The organism is uncultured Helicobacter sp., assembly GCF_949282165.1.
Taxonomy (GTDB): domain Bacteria; phylum Campylobacterota; class Campylobacteria; order Campylobacterales; family Helicobacteraceae; genus Helicobacter_F.
Window position 1 is genome coordinate 18,029 of sequence record NZ_CASDOV010000013.1, and the last position, 24,225, is coordinate 42,253.

Sequence of the window (24,225 nt, forward strand, 5' to 3'; positions counted from 1 at the left end):
TGGCTGTGTAAGTTTTACGGATTTTTTGGAAGGTTAGCGGACAAACCGAGCGTGCCTTCCGAAAAATCCGCAACCTTATCGCATTGCAAGCCTGCGGAGCCATTTTCCTGTGAGAGAGCCAAATTTCTTTGGCTACACCCCCAACCCAGCCAACAGGCATTCAAAATTATGCTAAAATAACGCCCCAATCAACCCCAAAACAAACACACACATTTAAGGAGTCGCGTGGAGAAGCTACTGCAGTGTTTTGAGTATATCAAACGCTATCACGTCGATATGCTAGATTCTATTAGCATTATGCTCGAGCTTTTTATCATCAAAAACTTCCACCCCGATATTTTGAGTGAATCTATCGCGCTAGGTAGTAAGCGCAAGCCCCTCGCCCAAAGCCTCAATGCTAAGATCGAGGAACTCATCGGGCAGGAGCTTTTTATCGCTATTAATCCCAATATCAACTTCCTAAAGATTCTAAAGCTTATCCAAGCCACCGACACCACGCTAGGCAATATCGAAGAGTTTTTGCACATCATTACCCAAAAAAAGACTTCCAACAAGCTCTACTACTACTCCACGCCCCTAGAGATAAACGAACTCCTCGTGCGCCTGCTAGACATACAGAGCGATGAAAAGATCTACAATCCCTGCTATGGCATTGGCACATTGTTTTTGATGATTTCCCAGATTTTGCGCGCTAAGCAGCCAGACTCGCCCATCGCCCTCTATGGCGAGGAGCTAGATACGCGCCTTGCCAAAGTCGCCAAACTCACCTGCAAGCTCGCAAACATCGCCTGTGATCATCTCATCATTAATGACATTCTAAAAGCTCCATTTTTTGAGCAAAAGTTTGACAAAATCATCTGCAACCCCCCATTTAGCGCGCATATAGGCGTGGAGTATCTCAAAGACGATAAGCGCTTTAAGGGCTTGCATAGCCTTGCTAAAACTTACGCTGAATGGGTGTTTTTAATCCACGCGCTCTATTATCTCAAAAAGCGCGCAGTTTTTATCCTGCGCACACAGACATTGCAAAAATCCAGCCTTGAGAGTGAGTTTATGCAGAGATTCTATAAGCAGGGGCTTATCGAGGCGATTATCGAGCTGCCCAAAAACATCTTCCCCCACCAAAACGCCGATTTTTGCGTGCTCGTGCTCTCGCCCGATAATGAAGAGATTCTAAACATCGATGCTAAGGGCGAGCGTTTTTGGAAAAAAGATGGCAAATACAATCGTCTTGTTAATCTTGATGAGATTTTGGAGGCGTTTTTTACGCGCAGAGAAAACGACTTTTGTTTCCTTATGCCTTATACGCACCTAACCTCCTACCATCTCCCCCTTACGCGCAAAGACACCCAACACAAAGAGGGCAAGAGCTTAAGCGCACTAGGCGTGGAGATTTTTCGCGGGCAGCGCGTGTATGGGGGCAAAAGCGACACGCGTATCGACTACTACGATGTGGGTTTGGCGGATTTTAGCGAGTATGGCTTTAGCGAGGAGTTTTTTACCAAACGCTCCCTAGGCGATAGCTTCAAGGTGCAAAAATACGCGCTAAAACCCTATGATATTTGCCTTTCACTGCGTGGCAATACGCCAAAGGTTACGATTTTTAGCCCAAATATCGCGCACAAACTCGCGGTGGCAAATGCTGGGATTGTCATCGTGCGTTGTGTGAGCCCTAGGCAAGCCATCGGATTGTATTGTTATTTTTACTCACACCAAGGACAAAAGGCACTAAGCACGCTCTATGAGCACTACACCAAAAGTATCGATATACAGAATCTAAAAAGCCTCATCATCCCCACAGACTTTGAATCCCATAGCCAAGAGAGATTTGAGCAAATCTGTGCGTTCTCTAATCAGCTAAAAGAAGTCAAAGACGCCCTAGAGGCTTTGCGAGGCTAGGTATGGAGCTAGTAGAGAGCAAAATAGTGGGCGTAAAAAGTGGCGAGAGGGTCGTGGTGATGACGCCAAACAATCTGTATGGCTGCACTTTGGGCGATGAGGTGTTTGTGGGACCATTTTGTGAGATTCAAAGCGAGGTGAGTGTGGGCGCACGCACGCGGATTCAGAGTCATAGCTTTATCTGCTCGCTCGTAGAGATTGGGCAGGATTGCTTCATCGGGCATGGCGTGATGTTTGTCAATGATCTTTTTAGCGAGGGAGCTCCGGCAGATTCTAAGGACAAATGGCGTGCTACCAAAATCGGCGATAATGTCTCTATCGGCTCAAACGCCACAATTTTACCCGTATCAATCTGTGATAATGTCATCATTGGTGCTGGCAGTGTGGTAACCAAAGACATAACAACAAGCGGATTTTATGCAGGCAACCCGGCAAGATTATTGCGCAAGATTTAGTCAAGATGTTGTTTTAAGGAGAGAGTAAATGGTTAATGTTGTTGTAATACTTGTAATACTTTTTATCATATTAGGATTTGTTTCAATAAGATTTATTATGTTTATTATGTTTGGAGGAAAAACAAGCAAACAAGCAGATTGCGAACTAGAACAACAAGAGCAATATTTACAAAAGATACGAGAGATTTGTATAAAGCATCAACTTACATTGAGCTTACAATATAAAAAATGTCAGACTATATATGGCACTTTAGACAAAAAGAAGTGGGATTCAGAGGTTGAACATTTTATAGAATGCGTAATAGGAAATCCTCCAAATTGGGTCCCTTATGAGTGGATCAAACAGGAAATTGAGGTTATGATAAGTAGGGAGACACAAAATTTATCTAGTATAACAAATGGTTATGAGTTTGAGGAGTATTGTGCAGGTGTCTTGAGAGATTTAGGCTATGATGTTGTGGAAACTAAAAAATCAGGCGATCAAGGCGCAGATATAATCGCCACCAAAGATGGTAAAGAGATAGCTATACAATGCAAGTATTATTTACGGCCAGTGGGCAATAAGGCTGTGCAAGAAATAGAAGCTGCAAGAAAATTTTATAAAACTAAATATGCAGCAGTCATCACAAATAGCACTTTTACCTCTCATGCTATGGAATTGGCTAATAGTTGCGGTGTTTTATTGATTAATATAGCAGATATTGAGAATCTAATGTTTTATCTTAAACAAAAGGAAAGCGAATTGTGAATAGTTTTGGTATGCTTAGGCATCTCGCCATCATTATGGACGGCAATGGGCGATGGGCGAGTGCAAAGGGTAAAAACCGCACCTTTGGGCACAGACAGGGTGCAAAAGTCGTGCGTGAGATCACGCAGTATTGTGCTGGGCAACATATCAAATACCTCACGCTTTATGCGTTTTCTACCGAGAATTGGCTGCGTCCAAAGCAGGAAGTGGAATTTTTGATGAAGCTCTTAGAGCATTATTTGCAAAGTGAGCTAGAAGTCTATCAGCGCAACAATATCCGCTTTGTCGTCATCGGCGATATTGAGGGACTAAGCAAAAAGCTCCAAAAACTCATACACACTATGCAAAATGCCACTGCGCAAAATACGGGGCTAACGCAATTTCTCGCCCTAAACTATGGAGCAAAAAACGAAATCGCCCGCTCGGTTTTATCGCTGTATAATCGTGGCGTGTTTGAGCAGGCTAAGAGCCTCAAACGCGAGCAATCTATCGACTATGTTATAAAAAATATCGAAAACACTCTCGATACGCGCGAGGTGAGCGCGGTGGATCTGCTCATACGCACGGGCGGAGAGATGCGCCTCTCAAACTTCCTGCTTTGGCAGTGCGCGTATGCTGAGTTGTTTTTTACCCCCACGCTTTGGCCTGATTTTGGCACCAAAGAGCTCGAGGGGATTTTGCAGCGATTTGCGCAGCGCAACCGCCGCTTTGGGGGTTTATAGAATCTACTCCATTGCCACACCGCACTCCTGACGCGGCTACACCAAACAATCACAGAATCTCGCATTTAGACTCTGTGTATGAACGCGTAAGCGGAGGCAATGAGGGCTTTGCTCTAGCCCGGTTTATAGCAAAGGTGTTAGCCCAAGCGGCGTTAATGAGGTGGTGACACCAAAGATTCTGTAATCTTGCCAATAAATGCAGTGTATGCTCGCGCAGCGGAGCGAAGTGGGGATTTATTCCCCACAAGCGATAACAAGTTTTGCCACGCAAAACTTGCATTAAATGTTCTAGGCTCTAGCGCACTTGGTAGATATAATCAAATTGCGGAAGCCTAAAGATATTTTCATCGCCAACCTTGATTTGCCCTATGAGTGACGCGCTAGAAAAGGCGTATTTGATGAGCGATTTTGGCGTGATATATGGGATCGTGAATGCGCTGCTTTGATACACGAGATCGTATTTTTGTGCCATATTTTTGAGATAGGTAGAATCTATAAAATGGTGCGAAGAGCTATTGATAATGATAAAATCGCCCTTGCTCGGAGTGCTTGGCGCACTTTGGCTATAAATGCTAAGCGATGAAGTCTCGCTATGCTCAAGCGCCACTCCATCGTGGTTTGGCTCGTGGGCTTTGATATCAAAGTTTGAGATATGATACACCTCCTGCAAATATCGCCCGAAATATCCCCAATACCAAGTATTGTAGTTTCTGCCGCGTCCATTGCCATCAAAATAGAGCGTGATATGGGGATTTTGCCTCGCTTGCGCGGCGATAAACTCAAGGCTTTGGTGGAATCTCACGCCCTCGCCCTTGAGCCACACAAAGGTATAAATCCCTGTGGGCAGGGCATTGAGCGCAAACAAAGCGCAGCATATAATCGCCACAACCTTAAAAAAGAGCTTTTTGGCATATCCTAGGGCAAAGAGATAATACACCACGCTCGCGCCACCTAGGATATACACGGGTATGAGATAGTAATGCTCAAACAATCGCAGCGCGATAAAAGCCCCCAGATACGCCATACCGCTAAAAAGCAGGGCGTCAAAAAAGAGTGAATCTCGTGCTTTTTGCCACAGCAGCTTGTAGGCACGATATGCTGCCAATGTGCCAAAAAGCCATATCACAAAGCAATCATTGAGGCTAAAATTTGCCAAACCCTTTAGGACGCGCAAGGCTTCACTTATCACGCTAGGGCGTTGGTAGGATTTGAGAATCTGTGGATAGACAAGCCACAAATAGAGTGTGAGAAAGGCTACTGCGCTTAAGACAAGCAAGCCATAATACACCAAGGCGCGCTTTTTGTGCGCCCCATCGCCTCTAGCACTCATCACTAGCCCAAAGAGTCCAAAAACCCCTATGGCGAGGAATGTCGGCTCTTTGAGATAAATCGCGAGGTTTGCGCTCACTATCCCAAGTGCCATATAGCGCACACGAGGGCTAAGATAAAATCTCAAACTTGCATACACAAACGCGAGCAGACACAGGCTCTCTAGTCGCTCTGGGTAGCAGATGCCCACCATAATACTCACAAACCCCGGATGCAAAAACAAACCCACAAACATCGCCAACACAAACCACTGATAGCGTTTGGGTATGCAATAAGTTTGGAATACACAATCTAGGATTTTCCATAGCAAAATGCCACTGCTAAGCACGATAAGGGCATTGAGTGTGAAAAACGCATAGGGCGAGTGCGAGAGGGGCATTAGGAGATTGAGATCTATCGAGGCTAGGGGGAAAAATCGCCCCGCGTGTGGTTGGTAGCCATTAAATATGGGTTTGTCGTGCAAAATATCAAGCCACATCCAAACATCATCGAGATTGAATGTGTAGCGCGCATAGATGATGATACACACCGCATAGACACAGACAAAAGCAAAAGTGAGGGATTTTAGGGTAGGAGTGAGGTTGTGGGGGCTTTGGCTTCTCCTAGCCCCCCCCCCTAATTACTCCTTTATGTAGTGAATCTTGCTGCATAAAAGCCTCCGTAATGTAGGTGATTGTAAGCGGGGCGGATTATACAGAGTGCTTGATAAAATGCGCCTAAATTAGCAATCTCTAAAAGCTTTTTTTTTATAATGCCACACAGCACATTTTCATCACACAAGGTATCTTAAAATGGATAGTTATCAATACAGTGAGCTTATAAAAGAGCTTAGTAGCAAGGTAGAAAATATCGCTAAAATCATCAAGCCCCAAGAGTTGCGCCAAGAGCTAGAGGATATTGCTACACAGGAGCTAGATCCAAAGTTTTGGGAGGATGCTAAGAGGGCGGGGGAAGTGGGCAAGCTCAAGCGCAAAAACGAGCGGCTACTAGAGGCGTTTAACAAAGCAGAGGGAATGCTACAAGACTGCAAGGAGCTTTTTGCGCTTTTAGAATCAGAGAGCGATGAGGCAGCCCTAGCCGAGCTTTTTGCCCAAGCTCCCGAGCTAGAATCCACCATCACAGCACTTGAGATACAAGTAATGCTTAGCGAGCCAAATGACAATGCCAATGCCATCATCACGATTCAGCCCGGTGCGGGCGGGACAGAATCCCAAGATTGGGCGAGTATGCTCTATCGTATGTATTTGCGCTATGCCGAGCGACGAGGTTACAAAGTCGAGCTGCTAGACTACCAAGACGGCGAGGAAGCGGGGATAAAGGGCGTGGCGTTTATCATCAAGGGCGAAAATGCCTATGGCTACCTAAAGGGCGAAAACGGCGTGCATAGGCTCGTGCGAATTTCGCCCTTTGATGCCAATGCCAAGCGGCACACGAGCTTTAGCAGCGTGCAGGTAAGCCCCGAGCTCGATGATGATATCGACATCATCATCGAAGAGAAGGATTTGCGTATAGACACCTATCGTGCGAGTGGTGCGGGCGGACAACACGTCAATAAGACAGAATCTGCCATTAGGATCACCCACCTCCCTAGCGGGATCGTCGTGCAATGCCAAAACGACAGAAGTCAGCACAAAAACAAAGCCACTGCGCTCAAAATGCTCAAATCCAAGCTCTATGAGCTAGAGCGACAAAAACAGCAAGAGGGCATCGCCACGCAAGAAAAAAGCGAGATAGGCTGGGGACATCAGATCCGCTCCTATGTGCTCGCACCTTACCAGCAGGTGAAAGACTTGCGCAGCGGGTATGCCACGAGTGATACGAGCGGCGTGCTCGATGGGGATATGGACAAGCTTATAGAATCTGTGCTCGTGCAGAGGGGATAGGATTTTCTCAATGCTTGCAGCGGCGCGCCCATCGCTACTCTCGCTCTTTGTCGGGCTTTGGGGTGCGTTTGTGTATGGGGGCGATGCCAATCTCGCGCTTGAGGGCTCAAGCACGCAAAGAGGCGCGTTGCTACTCAATGCAAGCCCGCAGGAGACGCTAGATACCGCGCATTTTCAAACTGCGCGCGTGCTAGCCCTAGAGCTCGGGTTTGATAGAGAAAATGTGTTTGTCAATGCCTTTGAGCTATGGCATTATGATTTTGTCGGCGTGAGGGAGTTTCCCTTTGTGGTTTGGTTTGATCTTAGCACGCGTGCTAATCTCTTTAATATCAGCGATGGACGCTACCAAGCTACGCTCAATACCCAGACGCGATTTTCCCCACAAGCAGAAATCGGATTTGGACCCTACATCACCAAATGGGATAGACTCACGCTCTATGCCCTGCCCATTGTGGGCTCGCGCTATGAGCTTGTGAGCAACACCTATCTTATCGCTAGGGCGGGATTGTTGCTTGAATTAGGGCGCGTGCGGATACGGAGCGAGGTGAGCCGCTACCTCGATCAGCGAAACAATCGCGGCTATGATTTTAGCTTCACAAACACTCTGTATCTCGCGTTTTTGCCCTCCGATTCTATGCGCGCTACAATCTCTACACAACAAACGACACGCTTAGCTATCCTGTGAGGGAGCTGCATATCGTGTCGTTTGGGGTTAGTTATAGGTATTTTGGGTTTTAGTTTTCCTTACGCACCAGAAAATGGCTCTTTTTCGTTTCGCTGCGCTCACATCAGCAGAGCGGGTAGTCATTGCAGAGATTTGGCGGGTTTGGGGAGTAGTCACTACCCTCTAGGTAGCTCCTACCCCCGCACCCGCCAAAAACTCCACAAGCACCACCGCAATGACTAATTTTTTGTTTGCGTTGGTAGCCCCACACAATCCACATCAAGCGAGGCAGAGCCAAGCGCAGAATGTAGAGAAAATACAGAATCTAGTGTGGGCTTAGAATCTAGCCTTTCAGATTCTAAGAAATTTACAGAATCCACAACGCCAAAAAAGCCTCGCACAAGTTTTTTGAAGTCGTGGATTCTGCATTTTGCTTTTGTGAATCTTTAGAATCTATAGGGCTAGATTCTGTAAATCTTGAGATTCTCTATTTTGTTTTTGTGAGTTTGGTTGGATTCTATGGGAGCAGATTCCGTAATGGCTTTAGAGTCTATAAGCTCGATTCTAAGTTTTTATCAAAATCCCCAAACTTCCCACGCAATCTTATGCAAGGCTTTGCTAGAATTTTAGGATTGCTAAATCCACTACAAGGAAAGCTAGTGCTAAGACATTGTAACCACTGCCAGCTCGCCTATGAGGAGAGCACGCTCAAAAGGCTCTCACATAATGGCGAGGAGCTGTATTTTTGCTGCAATGGGTGCGAGAGCGTGTATATGCTGCTGCAAAAGGCGGATTTGGGGAGCTTTTATGAAAAGCTTGGCGAGGTGGCACTCACTCCGCCCACGCAGGATAGCTCGGAGGATTTGGGCTTTTTTGACTCCCCGAGCTTTGAGCAAAAATATATCCGTTTAGATTCTGCTAATCCTAAGCTAAAAAGCTGCGCGCTTATCCTCACTCATATCCATTGCGCGGCGTGCGTGTGGCTCAATGAGCAAGTCCTCAACTCCCAAAAGGGCATAAAAAGCGCGAGTATCAACTACACCAACAACCGCCTACATATCACTTGGGATAGCGCGCTCATCAACCTTTCACAAATCATCAGGCTCATCCGCTCCATCGGCTATGACGCCTATGCCTACGATCCCAAGATTCAAGAAAATGCTGATAAAAAGCAAACAAGGGAATACTACACGCGCGTGATTGTCGCGCTCTTTTGCACGATGAATATTATGTGGATCGCGGTGGCGCAATATAGCGGGTATTTTCTGGGTATCGAGGAGTATGCGCGCAATGTGCTAAACCTCGCCTCATTCCTCCTGTGCTCACTCACGCTTTTTTACTCGGGCTTTGCGTTTTATAAGGGGGCGTATTATGGGCTCAAAAACGGCTTTATCGGTATGGATATGCTTGTGAGCGTGGGCTCTAGCCTCACTTATGCTTACTCCATTTATGCCGCGCTCACACATAGCGGGGAGACTTATTTTGAATCTGTGAGTATGATCATCACCTTTGTGCTCATTGGGAAGTTCCTAGAGGTGCGGAGCAAAAAGAGCGCGGGAGAGAGTTTAGAATCTCTCTATGCGTTTTTGCCCCAAAATATCACGATTTGCAAAAACGGCGATGAGTGCGAGCTAGAGATTAAAAAGCCCCAAGAAGTGCAGGTGGGCGATGTGATTATGAGTTTGCCGGGTGAGAAAATCGCTATTGATGGAATCTTACTTAGTGATAAGGGGCTTTTTGATACCAAGGCGATTAATGGCGAGAGTATGCCCCTAGAGGCAAATGCTGGGCAGGAAGTGCTCTCTGGCTCTATCAATCTTACGCATAAGATTCTCTATCGCGCCACAAAGAGCTTTGATGATAGCCTGATGAGCAAGCTCCTAAATCTCGTGGAGCAAAGTCTCGCGCACAAGCCACATATACAAAATCTCGCCAACGCCATCTCGCAAAATTTCTCACGCACGATACTAGCCATTGCGCTGTTGTGCTTTCTGGGCTGGTATGTGCTAGGGGGCAAGGGGGCAGAAGGGGCGATGATTATCGCCATTTCTGTCATCATCATCGCCTGTCCTTGCGCGCTCGCGCTCGCCACGCCCATCGCCACGATCGTGGGGATCGCGCAGGGGTATAAAAAACACATACTTTTCCGCCAAGCGAGCTTCCTAGAGACGCTTGCCAAAGCGCAAGTGATCGTGTTTGACAAAACCGGCACGCTGACTTTGGGCAAACCACAAGTGTGCAAGGTGCATATAGATAGGCTAGATTCTGAAAATGCCGCGCTCCTTTATACACTCACGCATTCTAGCAAGCATCCCATCTCGCTTAGCGTGTGCGCCTATGTAGAAACGCACTATGCGTATTTGCGCCCACGCCTTGTGGCGCTGCACTCCTATGAGCAGGTGGATGCCAAGGGAGTGCGCGCACTAAGCTTAGGCGAGCGTGTGCTTGGCGGGAGCTTGGTGTTTTTACAAGAGCAAGGTGTGGCAATCCCCCCGCTAGAGCTAGGGGGAGGTATGATATTTGGCTTTGCTAAAGGAGGGGAGCTGCTCGCACTCTTTGAGCTAGAAGATGCGCCTAAGCCCTATGCGAGGGAGCTAGTGGGCTATGCGCGCGCTCGAGATATGGAGGCAGTTTTGCTAAGTGGCGATAGGGAAGTCAGCGTGCGCAAATGCGCCCAAGATCTCGGGATTAGCGAGTATCACGCGGGCTTTTCGCCGCTAGATAAGGGTGCGTTTATCGACAATCTCAAAGCCCAAAATAAAATCGTAGTGATGGTGGGCGATGGGATAAACGACGCGCTAGCTCTTAGCAAAAGCGATATCGCCATATCAATGGGCGCGGGAAGCGATATAGCGATTTTAAGCAGTGATGTGGTGATCCTAAATGATAGCTTGCAGGGCGTGCAAAATGCCCTAGACTTAGCCAAAATCACTTTTGCAACCATCAAGCAAAATATCACAATCAGTATCGCCTACAACGCCCTCACGATCCCAATCGCCCTTGCGGGGCTTATCATACCGCTGTTTGCGGCATTTTCGATGAGCTTTAGCTCTATCATCGTGGTGCTAAACTCCCTGCGGATTAAGAGTCAAAGCAAATAGGGATAAATAGGGGGAATGCCTTTTGCTTAAAGTAGATTCTAAACAGAATCTAGGAGTGCATTATGATAGAAGATATCCTGCAAGCCCAACCCCAAGCCCAAAAGCTTGTGGAGAAAAAATCAGCGCGTAGCGCGGAGTTTGAAAAATATCTCAAAGAAAGCACCCAAAACCTCGAGGGGCTAAAGGCTAGCAGCATAAAGCCTGCGCAGAGCAAAGAGAGCAAAACACAAAAGACTTCTATGACAGAATCTAAAATAGAATCTAGCGAGGCTAAGGAAGCCAAAAAGAGCGCGCCCAAAACTGCTCCAAACACCACAGAGCTGCTCGCTGCCTCCCTCTCGCCCGAAGCACTCAAATCCCAAGAATCCACCACACTAGCCAAAGCACCCAAGGACACGCCGCTCGCCCAAGCCCTCAAAGCCGCGCAAGATCAAGGCACCAAAGGCACACAAGAGAAACAAGCCCTGCAAGATATGGCTACAAATCTCGCTCCTAAGCCTGTTGCGGCAATTAATCCGAGCGATTCAAAAACGCTTGAAGATGTGCAAAATCTCGCCAAGGAAAAGGGGCTAAATCCTGCTGCAATCACGGCACTAGAGACACAGGAGGTAGCACAAAAGCCAAAGAGGACGCCAGAATCTGCTAAGCAAAAAATAGAATACGAGGCAGAAAACGCCGAGGATCGCGTGGCAGTCATCAATCGCGGCAGACAAAAGCCCAAAAATATCACAAGCAAGATCTCTAATATCTATGAAGAAAGCAAAGCAGAGCAAGGCAGCTCTACGCTAGGCTCAATGCTTGGTTTAAAGGACTTACCCCGACAAATCTAAGCCACAAAGCCAAGATTCACAAAATAAAACCATAGAGGAGCAAGGCGGTTCTACGCAAAAGAGCGCGCCCAAAAATCCCAAAGCCCAAAAATCCCAAGATGAGGTAGCGCAAAAAAAGCAAGGCAAGGCACTAGAGAGCGCGCCAAACTCTAAAGAAGCGCAAGCGGGGAGGGTAAAGGAGGGCACACAGAATCTAAGTGCGCAACAAACAAACGCGCACGAGCCACATACGCAAAAAACGCACGATACGCCCACAGCACCCAAGCAAGATTCTCAAAACCTAGAGCTAGATTCTCTAACACCTCCTTTAGAATCTAACGCCCCCAAAGCAGCGCAAAAGACAAGCCAAAAAGCCACGCCAAAGCCAAAAACCACCCTCAATGAGGAGCAGCCCACCAAAGCCGATAATGCACGAGATTCTAAGCAATTATCAAAAGAAGCGAGCGTGAGAGAGCCAAAAGAGCAAGCTGCACAAAAGCCCACGGAGCAAACTCCCGCAACGCAGGCTATGGCACAAGCCACCCAAGAATCTAGCGCGCACACTCCCCAAGAGATTTCCCCCGATGAGACGCTCCCTCCCCCCACCACGCCAAAAGAGCACACAAAAAACACGCACGAGCCAAGCGCGCCAAAGGCGCAAAAACAAGACAAGCAAGACGCACCCCAAAAGCCCCAAGCCCATATCGCCAAGCACGCAGCCGCGCCACAAGGAGAGAGCGCATCTAGCGGGGATTCTAAACAGCAATCCTCCCACACGCCCCTAGATTCTCAAAAGCCCCAAGCTAACCAAAGTGTGCAGATGGCAAACGAGGAGTTTGCACAGGATTTGGAGCAGAGTGCGCGCGCTATTGAGCACATACAAAAATCTAGTGAATCTAAGCCCACCAAACAAGCCCCACAAGCCAACCACACGCCCAAAGACGCGCCCCAAGCTCCCACAGCTAGCGCACAGGCAATCAAACCCGAAGTGCTCTATAGAAGCGTAGCCGCGCGCGAATCGGTGCGCAATTTTGCCTCACAACTCAGCCAAGAGGTACTAAACTACAAGCCCCCCATCACCAAGCTTTCCCTAGAGCTAAATCCACAGAATCTGGGCGCGCTAGAGCTCACTATCTCCAAAAAAGGCAAAGATTTGCAGGTGCAAGTGGTGTCTAACCCCACTGCTATCAATCTCTTTGTCAATAACCAAGCCGAACTACGCGCTAACCTCGCGCAAATGGGCTTTAGCAATGTGGATTTGAACTTCTCCCAAAATGGCGCGAACTCGGGGCAAAAGCACCAACAAGGGCGCAGAAACCAACGCCAAGCCTACCAAGCAAGCGAGGGGAATGAAAATGGCTTAGAATCCCACACGATGGTTATCACGATACCACAATACGCATAAAGGGCGAGTATGGCGATTGATCTAGGGGAAGTAACGGGCGCGACTGCTAAGATAGAAAAACAAAAGCAAAATCCAAAAAATATTAATGAACTTGACAACGACGCGTTTATGCGTCTTTTCCTCGAGCAGCTCAAAAACCAAGATCCCACCGCGCCAATGGAGACGGATAAAATCATCACCCAAACCGCCCAACTCACGCAAGTGGAAATGCAAGAACAAAACAAAAAAACGATGGTAGAAGTGGCTGAAGCGATGAAATCCACCCAAGAAACCAACAAGGAGCTCAAAGAATTCCAAGAAAAAATGAAAGAATCGCTTGAGAGCCTCAATGAGGGTATGAAAACTACCGCGTCTTCAAATAGCGCGATGGCGGCACTCAATGCCCTCCAATCCGTCTCGATGATAGGCAAAATCGCTGAAACCGATGTCTTTGGAGTGAATCTAAACGCGGGGGATAGCGTGAAGTTTCAGATATTTTTTGACAAGGCGATTGACGCGCAGCAGGGCGAGCCAAAGATCCATATCTTTAATGAGCAAAATGAGCTCGTGCGCGCCCTCTCGCTCAAAGAATACGCGGGTAAGAGCGGCTATGTGGAGTTTAGCTGGGATGGCAAAGGCGATAATGGGACGCAAATGCCAAGCGGGAGCTACAATATCCGCGCAGAATACAATCTCGATCCCACCACGAGCCAATACCACACTGCGCGCGTGGGGCGTGGCGAGGTGCAAAGCATCATCTTTGATAAAGGCGCGCCAATGCTTAGAATGGGCGATATGATTTTGCCGCTGCAGAGTGCCATAGAGTTTTATAACAAGGATCACAATCTATGAATGGCACGATGATCAATTCTTTTAGCGGGATAAAAACTCACCAATTTGGGCTAGATTCACTCGCTAATAATATCGCCAATGTCAATACGCTAGGCTATCGCGAAAACCAACCACAATTTGAAAGCCTCTTTGCTAGCTCTATGGATTCACTCAATGCCAATTCTGCTATCAACAACGACTACAATTACGGCGTTACCAAAGCAAGCAATGCCATCTCCACACGCAGTGGGAGCTACAAAAATAGCGATGGGGAGCTTGATGTCGCCTATGAGGGCAAGGGGTGGTTTGTCGTGGGGGAGAATAAAGAGGGCTCCTTTGTGATAAAAGATGATGGCTATGAGAGCAAGCAAAAGACTTATTTCACGCGCGATGGGAGCTTTTTGCGTGATGGGGAGGGCTATATCGTCAATTCTAGCGGGCATTATATGTATGGCGTGGATTTGGGCAAGATTAGTAATAATGTCTTTACCACCTCAAATAATAGCGATGAGGACTTTGCTAAGCTTGGCACAGGCGAGCTAAAGCCGCTGCAAATCCCCCAAGATTTGTATTTTAAGCCCGTGCTCACTACCAAGGTGGATTTGAGCATAAACCTCAACAAAAAGCAAAGCACCACCAACGCCACGCAAGTGTATAGCCTGCCTAGTGGGAGTTTTGATGAGGAGCGGTTTTTAAATGCTGATTTAAATGGCTTTAGTGCTAATGGCGAGACTTTGGACGCCACGACTTTTGATAAGCTTCTTATCACTCTGCGCCACAATGGGCATAATCAAGATATAGAATTGCGCTATGGCAGGGATTTTCGCACCTTTAATGAACTCAAAAACGCCCTTTTAGAGCGCGCGGGGCTGGGGCTAGATCTCACGCGCCTCCCCGATGGGAGTATCTCAAAGGCAGGGCTAAAGCTCTCAAACGCCACCTACTCCACAAAAGACATCAGCATTAGCGGGAATCTCGCCGAGAAACTCGGCATAGCCGGGCGTAATGATAGCTTTGCTAGCGGAATAGATTCAGCATATAGCCCTAGCAAAACTTATAGCAGGGGCGATATAATCAATGCACAGGGGATTGTATTTGCCTACACAGGCGAGAGTGGCAATAGCAATCCGCTAGAAGATTCTACAAATTGGGAGGTGCTAGATACAAGCGCGCTAGGGGAGTGGCAGGAGCGCACGAGCTATCAAGTGGGCGAGCTCATTAACCATCAGGGCAATGTCTATAAACGCATAGAATCTAGTGGCAGTAGCAATCCGCTAGAAGGTGGCTGGGAGCAGGTGCTCCCATCAGCGCGCAACCTCCCGCAGGAATTTACCGAGGGCACAAACTACGCGCCAAAAACTATCGTGAGCTATCAGGGCAGGCTTTATGAGCGCATAAGCGAGGGGAATTCAAACCCTAGAGAGGATAAAATAGGCTGGAGGGCGCTAGATACACATAGCTTTGAGAGTGCCTACCTAGAGGTGCCTAGCTATCAGAGCAATGTCGAGGTGTATGATGAGAGCGGGGCGAAGTTTTTGCTCCAAAGCCATTATTATCTCCTAAATTCCGCAGATGTTACGACCAATCCGCGTATCAACGAGCGGTGGGAGGTGCGCACGCAGCTCTTTAACCAAGATGGCACAATCGCGCTAGGCGAGGCAAGCACGCACGAAATAGCCTTTGATGAAAATAACAACCCCATCACACAACCCATCACGATCGCTTTTGGCGATGGGGAGATCACTTATAATATCGCAGGGAGTGCTGATAGACGCAGTGCCAATCGCCTCTATCAAGATTCACAAATCCTCCAAACCGAGCAAGATGGGCGGAGCGAGGGGCATTTGCAGGATTTGCGTATCGATAGAGATGGCATTATCTTTTTGTCCTTTACCAACGGCGCGTTTGAGGCTATGGGGCGCGTGGGCATATCGGCGTTTGTCAATGATCAGGGGCTAAAAAAAGTGGGCGGCAATCTCTTTGAGATGAGTGAGATTGTTAGTGGTGGCGACACTTATATCAGTAGCGGCAAGCCCTTGCTTGGGTGGAGCGGGCAGCATTTGCGCTTTGGCTCGGTGCTCTATAAGCACCTCGAGACAAGCAACGTCGATGTGGGCAGCGCGCTAACCGATCTCATCGTAATGCAGCGGGGCTACTCGATGAACGCCAAGGCTTTCACAACAGGCGATGATCTCATCAAAGAGGCTATCAACCTCAAACGCTAGCGAGTTTTAAAGTAATTTTTTGCTAAAATCCCCGCCCAAAGCCCAGTATAAAGGATTGTTATGCAAATCACTCTCTTACACGCCACGCCTTTAGAAATCTGCTCAAACGCTATTAGGACTTGTTGGCAGAGCTTTGATAAAAGTGATAATGGCGGGGAGAGGGATTTGGCACTTATCGATCGCGTGGGCAATAAAAACAAGCACAGCTCGACTTTGGAGCATTTGTTTTATAACTTTTATATAAAAGGCATCTCGCGTGCGTGCCTGCAGGAGCTAGCACGCCACAGAATGGCAAGCCTAAGTGTCAAATCCACGCGCTACACGCTCAAAGAGCTCAAAAATTGCGAGAGTTTTTTGCCACTAGATTCTAGGAATCTTGCGCGCGCGCAGCAATTCCTTGTGTTTTGTGGAGAGCCAAAAGTCAATGAAGCGAGCGTGCGTGCGCTCGAAAACCTCAGAATCTTGCTAAGTGAGGGGATTAGCAACGATTTGGCGAAGTTTTGTATGCCAGAATCTTATAAAACCGAGCTTGCTTGGAGCATCAACGCCCGCTCACTGCAAAACTTCCTCTCGCTGCGTAGTGCCAGAAGCGCGTTGTGGGAGATTCAGCAGCTCGCCCGCGCCATTTTTGAAGCCCTGCCCCAGTCACACAAATACCTCTTTGCCCACTGCCTCGAGCAATCCCCCACGCCAAAAAATCCCATGCCACACGCCTAAAGACACGCTATGGAGCCCCTTCTCATCAACCACGCGCTTAAGCCACCCCTTGTGCGATGATTTGGCTTGATATCACTGATCCCAAATATGTGCTCTTTTTCCGCGCATTTTTGCCCTATTTGAGTGCGCTTGATGAGGTTTGTATCACCACGCGTGCAAGCAGTGAGTATGATGAGTGCGTGAGGCTTTTGGAGCTTTTTGGGATGGCGCATTATTGTGTGGGTGGCTATGGTGGGGCGCACATAGCGGATAAATTCCGCGCGCGTATGCGCAGACAAGAGGAACTTTTGAGGCTTTTTGGCGAGAATCTCCCCACACTCCTCATCACGGGCGCGAGTGCCGATGCGGCGCAGGTAGCCTTTGGGCTTGGCATACCTATTGTGCATTTTGCCGATACGCCTATGGCGGGGCATATTTGCGATGTGCGCCTGCTTACCAAGCTCGCACGCCTCACCCTCCCGCTCTCAAGCCTCATCTTTTATCCCTTTGTGCTGCCGCGGGAATGCTTCAAGCTGCTTGGTATGAGTGAGGAAAACCTCATTAGCTATCCCTTTATCGATGTGGCTTTGTGGCTGCAGGATATGCCAAAGGGCAGGGATTTTCGAGAGATTTTAGGCTTGCCCACGCACCGCCCCACGATCCTCGTGCGCGAGGAGGAGTATCAAGCCCACTATGTCGCGCAAAAACTGCCCGTGATTTATGAGAGTATCGCGCTACTCGCCCAAAGCCTCGATGCAAATATCGCTATTATGCCCCGCTATGGGTTTAGAGAGCTAGAGCGGGAGTTTGGGGATTTGGAGAATGTCTCTATTATCTGCCAAAAGTTCGCGCCACAGGAGTTTTATCCCTTTATCGATGTGCTTGTGGGCGGTGGGGGCACGATGAATCTAGAATCCTCCTACCTAGGCATACCCACGATCTCTACGCGCTCCCTGCTGCTTTTTCACGATACATATCTTTTAAAATACCGCTTGATGAGCCACGCCACAAGCGCGCAGGAGGTTTTAGGGCTTGTGAGAGAGGCATTAGCACGCCAAGCCCCAAGGCTTAGGCAAGATACGCTCTTTTTCCGCGCACCCAGAGAGCAGGCTATGCGCGCTATCATCGAGCAAATCGCGCAGAGATTCTATCGCTCCTAATGCAGGCCTAAACACACAAATGCCTATTGCTCACACACTCTAGCCCCGCCCCCGCTACAGAATCTAAAGCCCTAGATTCTGTCTAGCATGCACTCACGCACTCACTCCTCAAGTCTGTTTGCTTAGATTCTATAATCCCACTACCACAAACAACAAGTCCGCGCAACGATTACCCAAAGAGCCATTTTTCCCGCGCACAAGCAAATTTATAGAATCTAATGCAAAAAATGCCTCACACCACTAAAATACATCGCTATGCCAAATTCATCGCACGCCGCTATCACCTCATCATCGCGTATGCTCCCACCGGGCTGGATCACTGCCGCCACGCCCACGCTATGTGCCATATCGATACTATCGCGAAAAGGAAAAAACGCCTCGGACGCCAACGCACACCCGCGCAAATCTAGCCCCATATCCTTTGCCTTGGCAATGGCGGCTTTTGAGGCATCCACTCGGCTTGTCATACCCATACCTATCGCCAGCAGCGCGCCATCTTTGGCATACACGACACAATTTGACTTGGTAAGCGCAGCGACTTTATACGCGATTTCTAAATCCCTAAATTGCGCCTCATCTGCCGCCTTCTTGCTCACAAGTCTAGCCTCTTGCACCTCGCTCACACCCACGCTATCGCCCTGCTGATACACAAAGCCCCCTTGGATATGCTTAAAATCATAGCTATCGCGCGGCATATACAGCACTCTCTCCCCCTCGCGCGCGCAGGCAAAAATCTTAGTGCGCTTTTTGGATTCAAAGACTTTGAGCGCCTCATTACTAATGTCCGCACACACAATCACTTCGATAAAAATCTCGCTCATCTTTTGCGCCAATGTCTCATCGATGACGCCATTTACCGCTACCACGCCTCCATACGCGCTCACGCTATCGCATTTAAGTGCGCTTATGTATGAATCTAGCAGGGTTTGCTTCATCGCAAAGCCGCAAGGATTGCCGTGCTTAATGATACACACAGCAGGCGATTTGCCAAAAGCAGTGGCGATGGATACCGCCGCGTTAATATCTGTGAGATTATTAAAGCTCGGCTCGCCCTTTTTTACGCGCAAATGCTTGCTAAAAAACTCGCCAAACTCATACAGCGCGCCCTTTTGGTGGGGGTTTTCCCCATAGCGCGTGTCAAAAACCTTTTGCCCTACGATAAACTGCCTTTCTCCAAAGCCCTGCTTAAAGCGTTTGTTCATATAGTTGGCAATCATTGCATCATAGCTCGCGGTATGCTCATAAGCCTTTATCATAAGCTCTGTGCGGAATTCTAGGGTATTCTTACCCGCTTTTAGATTCACAATCACGCGCGCATAGTCGCTAGGGCTTGTGACTATAAGCACACTTTGGAAGTTTTTAGCAGCTGAGCGCACCATCGCTGGACCGCCTATATCGATATTTTCGATAATCTCATCAAAATCCTCCGTGCGCTCAATAGTTTGTTTAAACGGATAGAGATTCACGCACACGATATCGATAGATTCTATATTGTGCGCTTTGGCACTTTGGCGGTGCGCGGCGTCATCGCGGCGATACAAAATCCCGCCGTGGATTTTGGGGTGGAGGGTTTTTACCCTGCCATCAAACATCTCAGGACTCTGCGTGTGCTCGCTCACTTCTTTTGCGCCTACACCTGCTTGCTGCAACGCCCTAAGCGTGCCTCCCGTGCTTAAGATTTCATAGCCTAGATTCACTAATTCCCTGCCAAACTCGACAATCCCCTCTTTGTCGCTCACACTTAGTAGTGCATACATTTTGCTTCCTTTTATGCTGACTTTGTTACAATTGTGGAGTTTGATTGTATCCTATATCGCGTGTGAGGAGACTTAAATGATCTGTGTCTTTGATATCGAGACGATCCCTGATACCCACTTACTTGCCCAAACTTTTGGCTTTAGCGGAAGTGCGGTGGAGATTTGCACCCAAGCCTTTGCCCACCAAGCCCAAAAAAGCGGCTCGGAGTTTTTGCCCATTCCTTTTCATCGTATCATTAGTATCTCAAGCGTGCTATGCGATGATTTTGGGCATTTTATCAAGGTGGGTAACTTCGGGCTGAAGGCAGGCGAGAGGTTTGCCAAAGAGAGTGGGGAGCTAGATTCACAAACGCTTGATGGTTTAGAATCTGGAATCCTCAGAGATTTTTGGGAATGGTTTAATGCCAAGCAACCAAGCCTTGTGAGCTTTAATGGCAGGGGCTTTGATATGGTGGCACTCACTCTGCGTGCTATGCGCTATCGTATCCAAGCACACGCGTATTTTGAGACAGACAATCCACAGGCTAATAAAAACAAATGGGAAAACTACCGCCAACGCTACAGCGAGCGATTCCACACGGATTTGCTCGATAGCCTAGGGGGATTTGGGGCGGTGCGCGGACTTAGCTTAGATTCTGTGTGCAAGATGTGTGGGATCGTGGGCAAATACGATATGAGTGGCTCGCAGGTGTATGAGGTGTTTTTTAGCCCTAGTCTCACGCGCAAGGAGGCACTAGAGAAGATACAAGAATACTGCCAAAGCGATGTGCTCAATACCTATTGGCTCTATCTCAAATATTTGCTGCTAAAGGGCGAGCTGCTTGTCAGCGATTATGGAGCGATTTTGGAGGAGTTTAGGGCAAAGATCCCACAAAATCAGGGCTATTTTGAATCTTTTGACACACAAATCACACAAGAGCTAGCAGAGCTAGATTCTGATAGAAGCTAGATTCTAAGGCGGGCAATGGACACTCCATACACAACCAAAAATGGCGAGATTACGACTAAGGGCGCGCTCATTAGCGAGATAGAATCTCTGCTAAACACCCTAAGTGTGGGCGCGCACACTACGCGTTTGAATCCCGAGATTATGCGGCTTTTAGAAAGCGAGGAGTTAGAATCTCTGCGTGATAGCCTGCTGCAAAAAGATCCTATCGCCCAGCACTCCGATTGGCTAAAAGGCTTGAGTGCTAAGGATTAGGGCAAAAATGCTACAATGCGCGCAAATCTCACACCACAAGGACACATTATGAAACCCACGATGCTCGTCGCTCCCAGCCTGCTCTCGGCGGATTTTCTCAATCTTAAGCGGGAGGTGGAGGCTATCTGTGCGACGCGATGTGATTATCTGCATATCGATGTGATGGATGGGCATTTTGTGCCAAACCTCACGATAGGACCGCTTGTGGTGGAGAAAATCGCCCAAATCGCTACCAAACCGCTTGATATCCATCTGATGACGCGCAATAGTGAATTTTTTGTCAAGCTCTTTGCGCCGCTTAAGCCCGCGTTTTTGAGCGTGCATATGGAGGAAGTGTGCCATCTCGATAGGCTGATAGAGGAGATCAAATCCCAAGGCATCAAAGCCGGCGTGGTGCTAAACCCGCACACGAGCCTAGAATCTCTACGCTATATTTTGCCAAAGCTAGATTTGGTGCTGCTGATGAGCGTCAATCCGGGCTTTGGCGGGCAGAAGTTTATCCCATATAGCTTGCAAAAACTGCGCGATTTGCGCACTTTGCGCGATGAGCTTAGCCCCCAATGCCTCATAGAAGTCGATGGCGGCATTAGTGCGGAGAATATCGCGCTCATCAAAGAAAGCGGGGCGGATATGGTGGTAGCAGGAAGCTATATCTTTGGCGCTAAGGATTATGCCAAGGCGGTGGAGAGTCTTAGAATCTAGGCTCTAGAAATCCGCCTTTTGCGCACAAGAAAATGGCTCCTTGGGTATGCAATGCGATAAGATTGCGGATTTTTCGGAAGGCACGGACGCCAAGTCCGCTAACCTTCCAAAAAATCCGCAAAGCTTACACAGCCACACCGGTAGCCCCACACAATCCACACCAATTCGGCGGCAAGCCAAGCACGGAATCTCAAGTAGATTCAGAATCTAAAGAAAGCCTAGAATCTAGTCTAACAGAATCTCGTGCAGATTCAGAATCTAGTTCAGAATCTAAACAACTCACACAATCCACCACTTCAAAAAACCTTATCAAGGCTTTGCCAAATTTAAATAATGTGCGCGATAGCGCAAGCCGAGCGCAATTGCAAAATTACGCCATTTTTGCAGCGCAAAAATCACATAAAATGTGTAGCGCGTCAGCGCATACCGCCCCTCGCCCGCTTCGTGGTGTGCAATCGTTGGAAAAAGGAGGCAGGAGTGCCTCCGCAACGATTGCGCTAGAAGCGGATACAGCGAGGCACTCTCCCCGATTGCCGAAAAGAAAAAGCGGCGCTTTATTCTTTTCGGGGCTGGGGAGAGCGGGGAGAGGGGAAACCCCTTTTCTTTTTGCGCAAACACGAGATTCTAAAAAAAATTAGAAAGTATTCGTGAGAATGCGACTCTAAGAAACACAGAATCTACAGAATCTAGTGCGGAGATTCTAGGAAGCACAGAATCTAAAGAGATTCTAAAAAATGAGCAAAAACAGAATCTAGGCAATACAGAGTCTAGGGCATTTGCAGAATCTAGCCCAACAGATTCAAAGACGATTACAGAATCTATAAAAGCAAATGTAGAGAGCACAACATTCAAAGTAGATTCAGAATCCAAAACATTTACAGAATCTAGCGCGGAGATTCTAAAAGACGCACAGAATCTCTAAGAGATTTAGAATCCAACCTACGAAGCGGGCGAGGGGCGGTATGCGCTGACGCGCTACACATTTTATTTGATTTTTGCTCCGCAAAAATGGCGCAATTTTGCAATTGCGCTTAGGCCTCGTGCTTACGCACGCACTATTGATATTTGGCAAAGCCTTGATAAGGTTTTTTGAAGCAGTGGATTCTGTGAGTTATTTAGATTTTATAAACGCTAATTGGTGGTTGTGTGTAAATACCAGCACAAATAAGGAGTGTGTGAAAGTCGCGTTTTCTTGTATGCTTTGCTTTGCCCCAAAGCCTTGGCTTAAGAGCCAAAGCCCTAAGGGGGTGTGATTAAAACACGCCCTGATCAATCATCGCGTTGGCGACTTTTCTAAAGCCCGCGATATTTGCGCCAAGCACGAGGTTTGTAGGCTCGCCAAACTCCGCTGCAGTCTGACTTGCGTTTGTGAAAATGCTTCTCATAATGCCCTGAAGTCTCTCATCAACTACCTCAAAACTCCAAGGATTCATACTCGCATTTTGCGCCATTTCTAGTCCGCTCACTGCCACGCCGCCAGCGTTTGCCGCCTTGCCCGGACCATAGCAGATTTTTGCTTGGATAAAGTGATGCACCGCCTCGATAGTAGAAGGCATATTAGCCCCCTCGCTCACGCATTGGCAGCCATTTTGGAGCAATGTCTTAGCGTCTTCTAGGCTTAGCTCATTTTGTGTCGCACTAGGGAAAGCCGCAAAGCAAGGAATCGCCCACACGCCATTAGTGCCGGGCTTGTAATCACTCGCTTTTGTATAAACCGCGCTACTTCTCTTAGCGGCGTATTCTTCAAGCGAGGCGCGTCTGACTTCTTTTATCTCTTTGAGCAGTGCGAGATCGATACCCTCTTTGTCATAAACCATACCTTTAGAATCGCTCACGGTTACGGGCTTTGCGCCGAGTTGCTGGAGTTTTTCGACGGTGTAGATGGCGACATTGCCGCTGCCTGAAACGGTGCAGACTTTGCCCTCTAGGCTCTCGCCGCGCGCTTTTAGCATCTCTTGTGCGAAATACACGCAGCCATAGCCAGTCGCCTCCGTCCTCACCAAGCTTCCGCCCCACGCGAGAGCCTTGCCTGTGAGCACGCCATCAAATCTGTTGGTGAGCTTTCTGTATTGTCCAAAGAGGTAGCCAATCTCGCGCCCACCGACACCGATATCGCCTGCGGGGACATCGGTAGTGGCGCCGATATGCCTGTAGAGCTCATTCATAAATGCTTGGCAAAATCTCATAATCTCGCCATCGCTTTTGCCCTTGGGATCGAAGTCGCTTCCGCCCTTGCCTCCGCCCATAGCAAGCGTTGTGAGGGAGTTTTTGAAAATTTGCTCAAATCCTAAAAATTTGATCACGCCTTCATTCACACTTGGGTGGAATCGCAAACCGCCTTTGTATGGACCAATGGCTGCGTTAAACTCGATTCTATATGCGCGATTGACTTGCACCTTGCCCGCATCATCCACCCAGCTCACGCGGAAGTGAATCTCACGATCTGGCACTACAAGACGCTCTAAGATAGCATTTTGTTGGTATTTTGTATTTTTCTCAAGCTCTGGTTTGAGAGATTCTAAAACCTCTTCTACCGCCTGATGAAACAACACCTGTGAAGGATAGTTCGCTCTTACTTTAGCCAAAACTTCTTGTGCATATGACATAATGCTCTCCTTAGTTGTTTATTCGCTTGTCCTCGTCCCTTTGCTAGAAACCT

21 protein-coding genes and 1 pseudogene are annotated in these 24,225 nt (G+C 48.1%); 17 read left to right on the top strand and 5 right to left on the bottom strand.

Annotated features, from left to right (window positions below; genetic code table 11):
* Window positions 1-225 precede the first annotated feature (225 nt).
* From ACH2BK_RS07000 to ACH2BK_RS07015, 4 genes are read left to right on the top strand one after another with little or no spacing between them, the layout of a single operon-like run.
* Complete coding sequence (locus ACH2BK_RS07000) at window positions 226-1,899, top strand: N-6 DNA methylase (RefSeq protein ID WP_395002906.1); 1,674 nt, start codon at window positions 226-228, stop codon at window positions 1,897-1,899.
* 2 nt (window positions 1,900-1,901) lie between these two features.
* The gene (locus tag ACH2BK_RS07005; RefSeq protein WP_395002908.1) at window positions 1,902-2,354 is read left to right on the top strand and encodes an acyltransferase; all 453 of its coding nucleotides are present in this window, start codon (window positions 1,902-1,904) and stop codon (window positions 2,352-2,354) included.
* A 28-nt stretch (window positions 2,355-2,382) separates the two neighbouring features.
* Window positions 2,383-3,102, top strand: coding sequence for a restriction endonuclease (locus tag ACH2BK_RS07010; protein WP_395002910.1), 720 nt, complete (start codon window positions 2,383-2,385; stop codon window positions 3,100-3,102).
* Between the two features lie 11 nt (window positions 3,103-3,113).
* Window positions 3,114-3,824, top strand: a complete 711-nt coding sequence (locus ACH2BK_RS07015; protein ID WP_395003019.1) for a di-trans,poly-cis-decaprenylcistransferase — start codon at window positions 3,114-3,116, stop codon at window positions 3,822-3,824.
* A gap of 295 nt (window positions 3,825-4,119) precedes the next feature.
* Here ACH2BK_RS07015 and ACH2BK_RS07020 read toward each other — a convergent pair whose 3' ends face one another.
* The gene (locus ACH2BK_RS07020; protein WP_395002912.1) at window positions 4,120-5,682 is read right to left on the bottom strand and encodes a hypothetical protein; all 1,563 of its coding nucleotides are present in this window, start codon (window positions 5,680-5,682) and stop codon (window positions 4,120-4,122) included.
* Window positions 5,683-5,944: 262 nt separating this feature from the next.
* Between ACH2BK_RS07020 and prfB the strand changes: the two genes are divergently transcribed.
* Entirely contained in the window at window positions 5,945-7,036 is a 1,092-nt protein-coding gene (prfB, locus tag ACH2BK_RS07025; protein ID WP_395002914.1) for a peptide chain release factor 2, read from the top strand.
* 10 nt (window positions 7,037-7,046) lie between these two features.
* Window positions 7,047-7,721 (top strand): hypothetical protein, encoded by a 675-nt coding sequence (locus ACH2BK_RS07030; protein WP_395002916.1) that lies wholly within the window; start codon window positions 7,047-7,049, stop codon window positions 7,719-7,721.
* Window positions 7,722-7,939: 218 nt separating this feature from the next.
* Here ACH2BK_RS07030 and ACH2BK_RS07035 read toward each other — a convergent pair whose 3' ends face one another.
* Window positions 7,940-8,080 (bottom strand): hypothetical protein, encoded by a 141-nt coding sequence (locus tag ACH2BK_RS07035; RefSeq protein ID WP_395002918.1) that lies wholly within the window; start codon window positions 8,078-8,080, stop codon window positions 7,940-7,942.
* Window positions 8,081-8,116: 36 nt separating this feature from the next.
* Between ACH2BK_RS07035 and ACH2BK_RS07040 the strand changes: the two genes are divergently transcribed.
* The 7 genes and pseudogenes from ACH2BK_RS07040 to ACH2BK_RS07070 all read left to right on the top strand — a co-directional run bounded on the left by ACH2BK_RS07040 (window position 8,117) and on the right by ACH2BK_RS07070 (window position 17,906).
* Entirely contained in the window at window positions 8,117-10,801 is a 2,685-nt protein-coding gene (locus ACH2BK_RS07040; protein ID WP_395002920.1) for a heavy metal translocating P-type ATPase, read from the top strand.
* A gap of 62 nt (window positions 10,802-10,863) precedes the next feature.
* Complete coding sequence (locus ACH2BK_RS07045; RefSeq protein WP_395002922.1) at window positions 10,864-11,631, top strand: hypothetical protein; 768 nt, start codon at window positions 10,864-10,866, stop codon at window positions 11,629-11,631.
* Window positions 11,632-12,076: 445 nt separating this feature from the next.
* Window positions 12,077-13,015 carry a flagellar hook-length control protein FliK gene (locus ACH2BK_RS07050; protein WP_395002924.1) on the top strand — a complete coding sequence of 313 codons (939 nt, stop codon included), beginning with the start codon at window positions 12,077-12,079 and terminating at the stop codon, window positions 13,013-13,015.
* A gap of 9 nt (window positions 13,016-13,024) precedes the next feature.
* Window positions 13,025-13,834 (top strand): annotated as a pseudogene (gene flgD / locus ACH2BK_RS07055) (flagellar hook assembly protein FlgD); the annotation flags it as partial.
* A gap of 8 nt (window positions 13,835-13,842) precedes the next feature.
* Window positions 13,843-16,050 (top strand): flagellar hook-basal body complex protein, encoded by a 2,208-nt coding sequence (locus ACH2BK_RS07060; RefSeq protein WP_395002926.1) that lies wholly within the window; start codon window positions 13,843-13,845, stop codon window positions 16,048-16,050.
* Between the two features lie 60 nt (window positions 16,051-16,110).
* Window positions 16,111-16,767 (top strand): FAD-dependent thymidylate synthase, encoded by a 657-nt coding sequence (thyX, locus tag ACH2BK_RS07065; RefSeq protein WP_395002928.1) that lies wholly within the window; start codon window positions 16,111-16,113, stop codon window positions 16,765-16,767.
* Between the two features lie 56 nt (window positions 16,768-16,823).
* Window positions 16,824-17,906, top strand: a complete 1,083-nt coding sequence (locus tag ACH2BK_RS07070) for a DUF354 domain-containing protein (protein WP_395002930.1) — start codon at window positions 16,824-16,826, stop codon at window positions 17,904-17,906.
* Between the two features lie 215 nt (window positions 17,907-18,121).
* On the opposite strand, the gene purH is transcribed toward ACH2BK_RS07070, so the two are convergent.
* Window positions 18,122-19,663 carry a bifunctional phosphoribosylaminoimidazolecarboxamide formyltransferase/IMP cyclohydrolase gene (gene purH / locus ACH2BK_RS07075; protein WP_395002932.1) on the bottom strand — a complete coding sequence of 514 codons (1,542 nt, stop codon included), beginning with the start codon at window positions 19,661-19,663 and terminating at the stop codon, window positions 18,122-18,124.
* A 76-nt stretch (window positions 19,664-19,739) separates the two neighbouring features.
* Between purH and ACH2BK_RS07080 the strand changes: the two genes are divergently transcribed.
* The 4 genes from ACH2BK_RS07080 (at window position 19,740) to ACH2BK_RS07095 (ending at window position 22,204) form a co-directional block, all read left to right on the top strand.
* Window positions 19,740-20,612 (top strand): 3'-5' exonuclease, encoded by an 873-nt coding sequence (locus tag ACH2BK_RS07080; protein WP_394997075.1) that lies wholly within the window; start codon window positions 19,740-19,742, stop codon window positions 20,610-20,612.
* A gap of 15 nt (window positions 20,613-20,627) precedes the next feature.
* Window positions 20,628-20,864 (top strand): hypothetical protein, encoded by a 237-nt coding sequence (locus ACH2BK_RS07085; RefSeq protein ID WP_394997074.1) that lies wholly within the window; start codon window positions 20,628-20,630, stop codon window positions 20,862-20,864.
* 60 nt (window positions 20,865-20,924) lie between these two features.
* Window positions 20,925-21,566, top strand: coding sequence for a ribulose-phosphate 3-epimerase (gene rpe / locus ACH2BK_RS07090; RefSeq protein WP_395003021.1), 642 nt, complete (start codon window positions 20,925-20,927; stop codon window positions 21,564-21,566).
* A gap of 62 nt (window positions 21,567-21,628) precedes the next feature.
* A complete protein-coding gene (locus tag ACH2BK_RS07095; protein WP_395002934.1) occupies window positions 21,629-22,204 on the top strand; it encodes a hypothetical protein in 576 nt (191 codons plus the stop codon).
* On the opposite strand, the gene ACH2BK_RS07100 is transcribed toward ACH2BK_RS07095, so the two are convergent.
* The gene (locus ACH2BK_RS07100) at window positions 22,191-22,418 is read right to left on the bottom strand and encodes a hypothetical protein (protein ID WP_395002936.1); all 228 of its coding nucleotides are present in this window, start codon (window positions 22,416-22,418) and stop codon (window positions 22,191-22,193) included. The genes ACH2BK_RS07095 and ACH2BK_RS07100 overlap by 14 nt on opposite strands.
* 401 nt (window positions 22,419-22,819) lie before the next feature.
* Window positions 22,820-24,172 (bottom strand): NADP-specific glutamate dehydrogenase, encoded by a 1,353-nt coding sequence (gene gdhA, locus ACH2BK_RS07105; protein WP_394997070.1) that lies wholly within the window; start codon window positions 24,170-24,172, stop codon window positions 22,820-22,822.
* Between the last annotated feature and the right edge of the window lie 53 nt (window positions 24,173-24,225).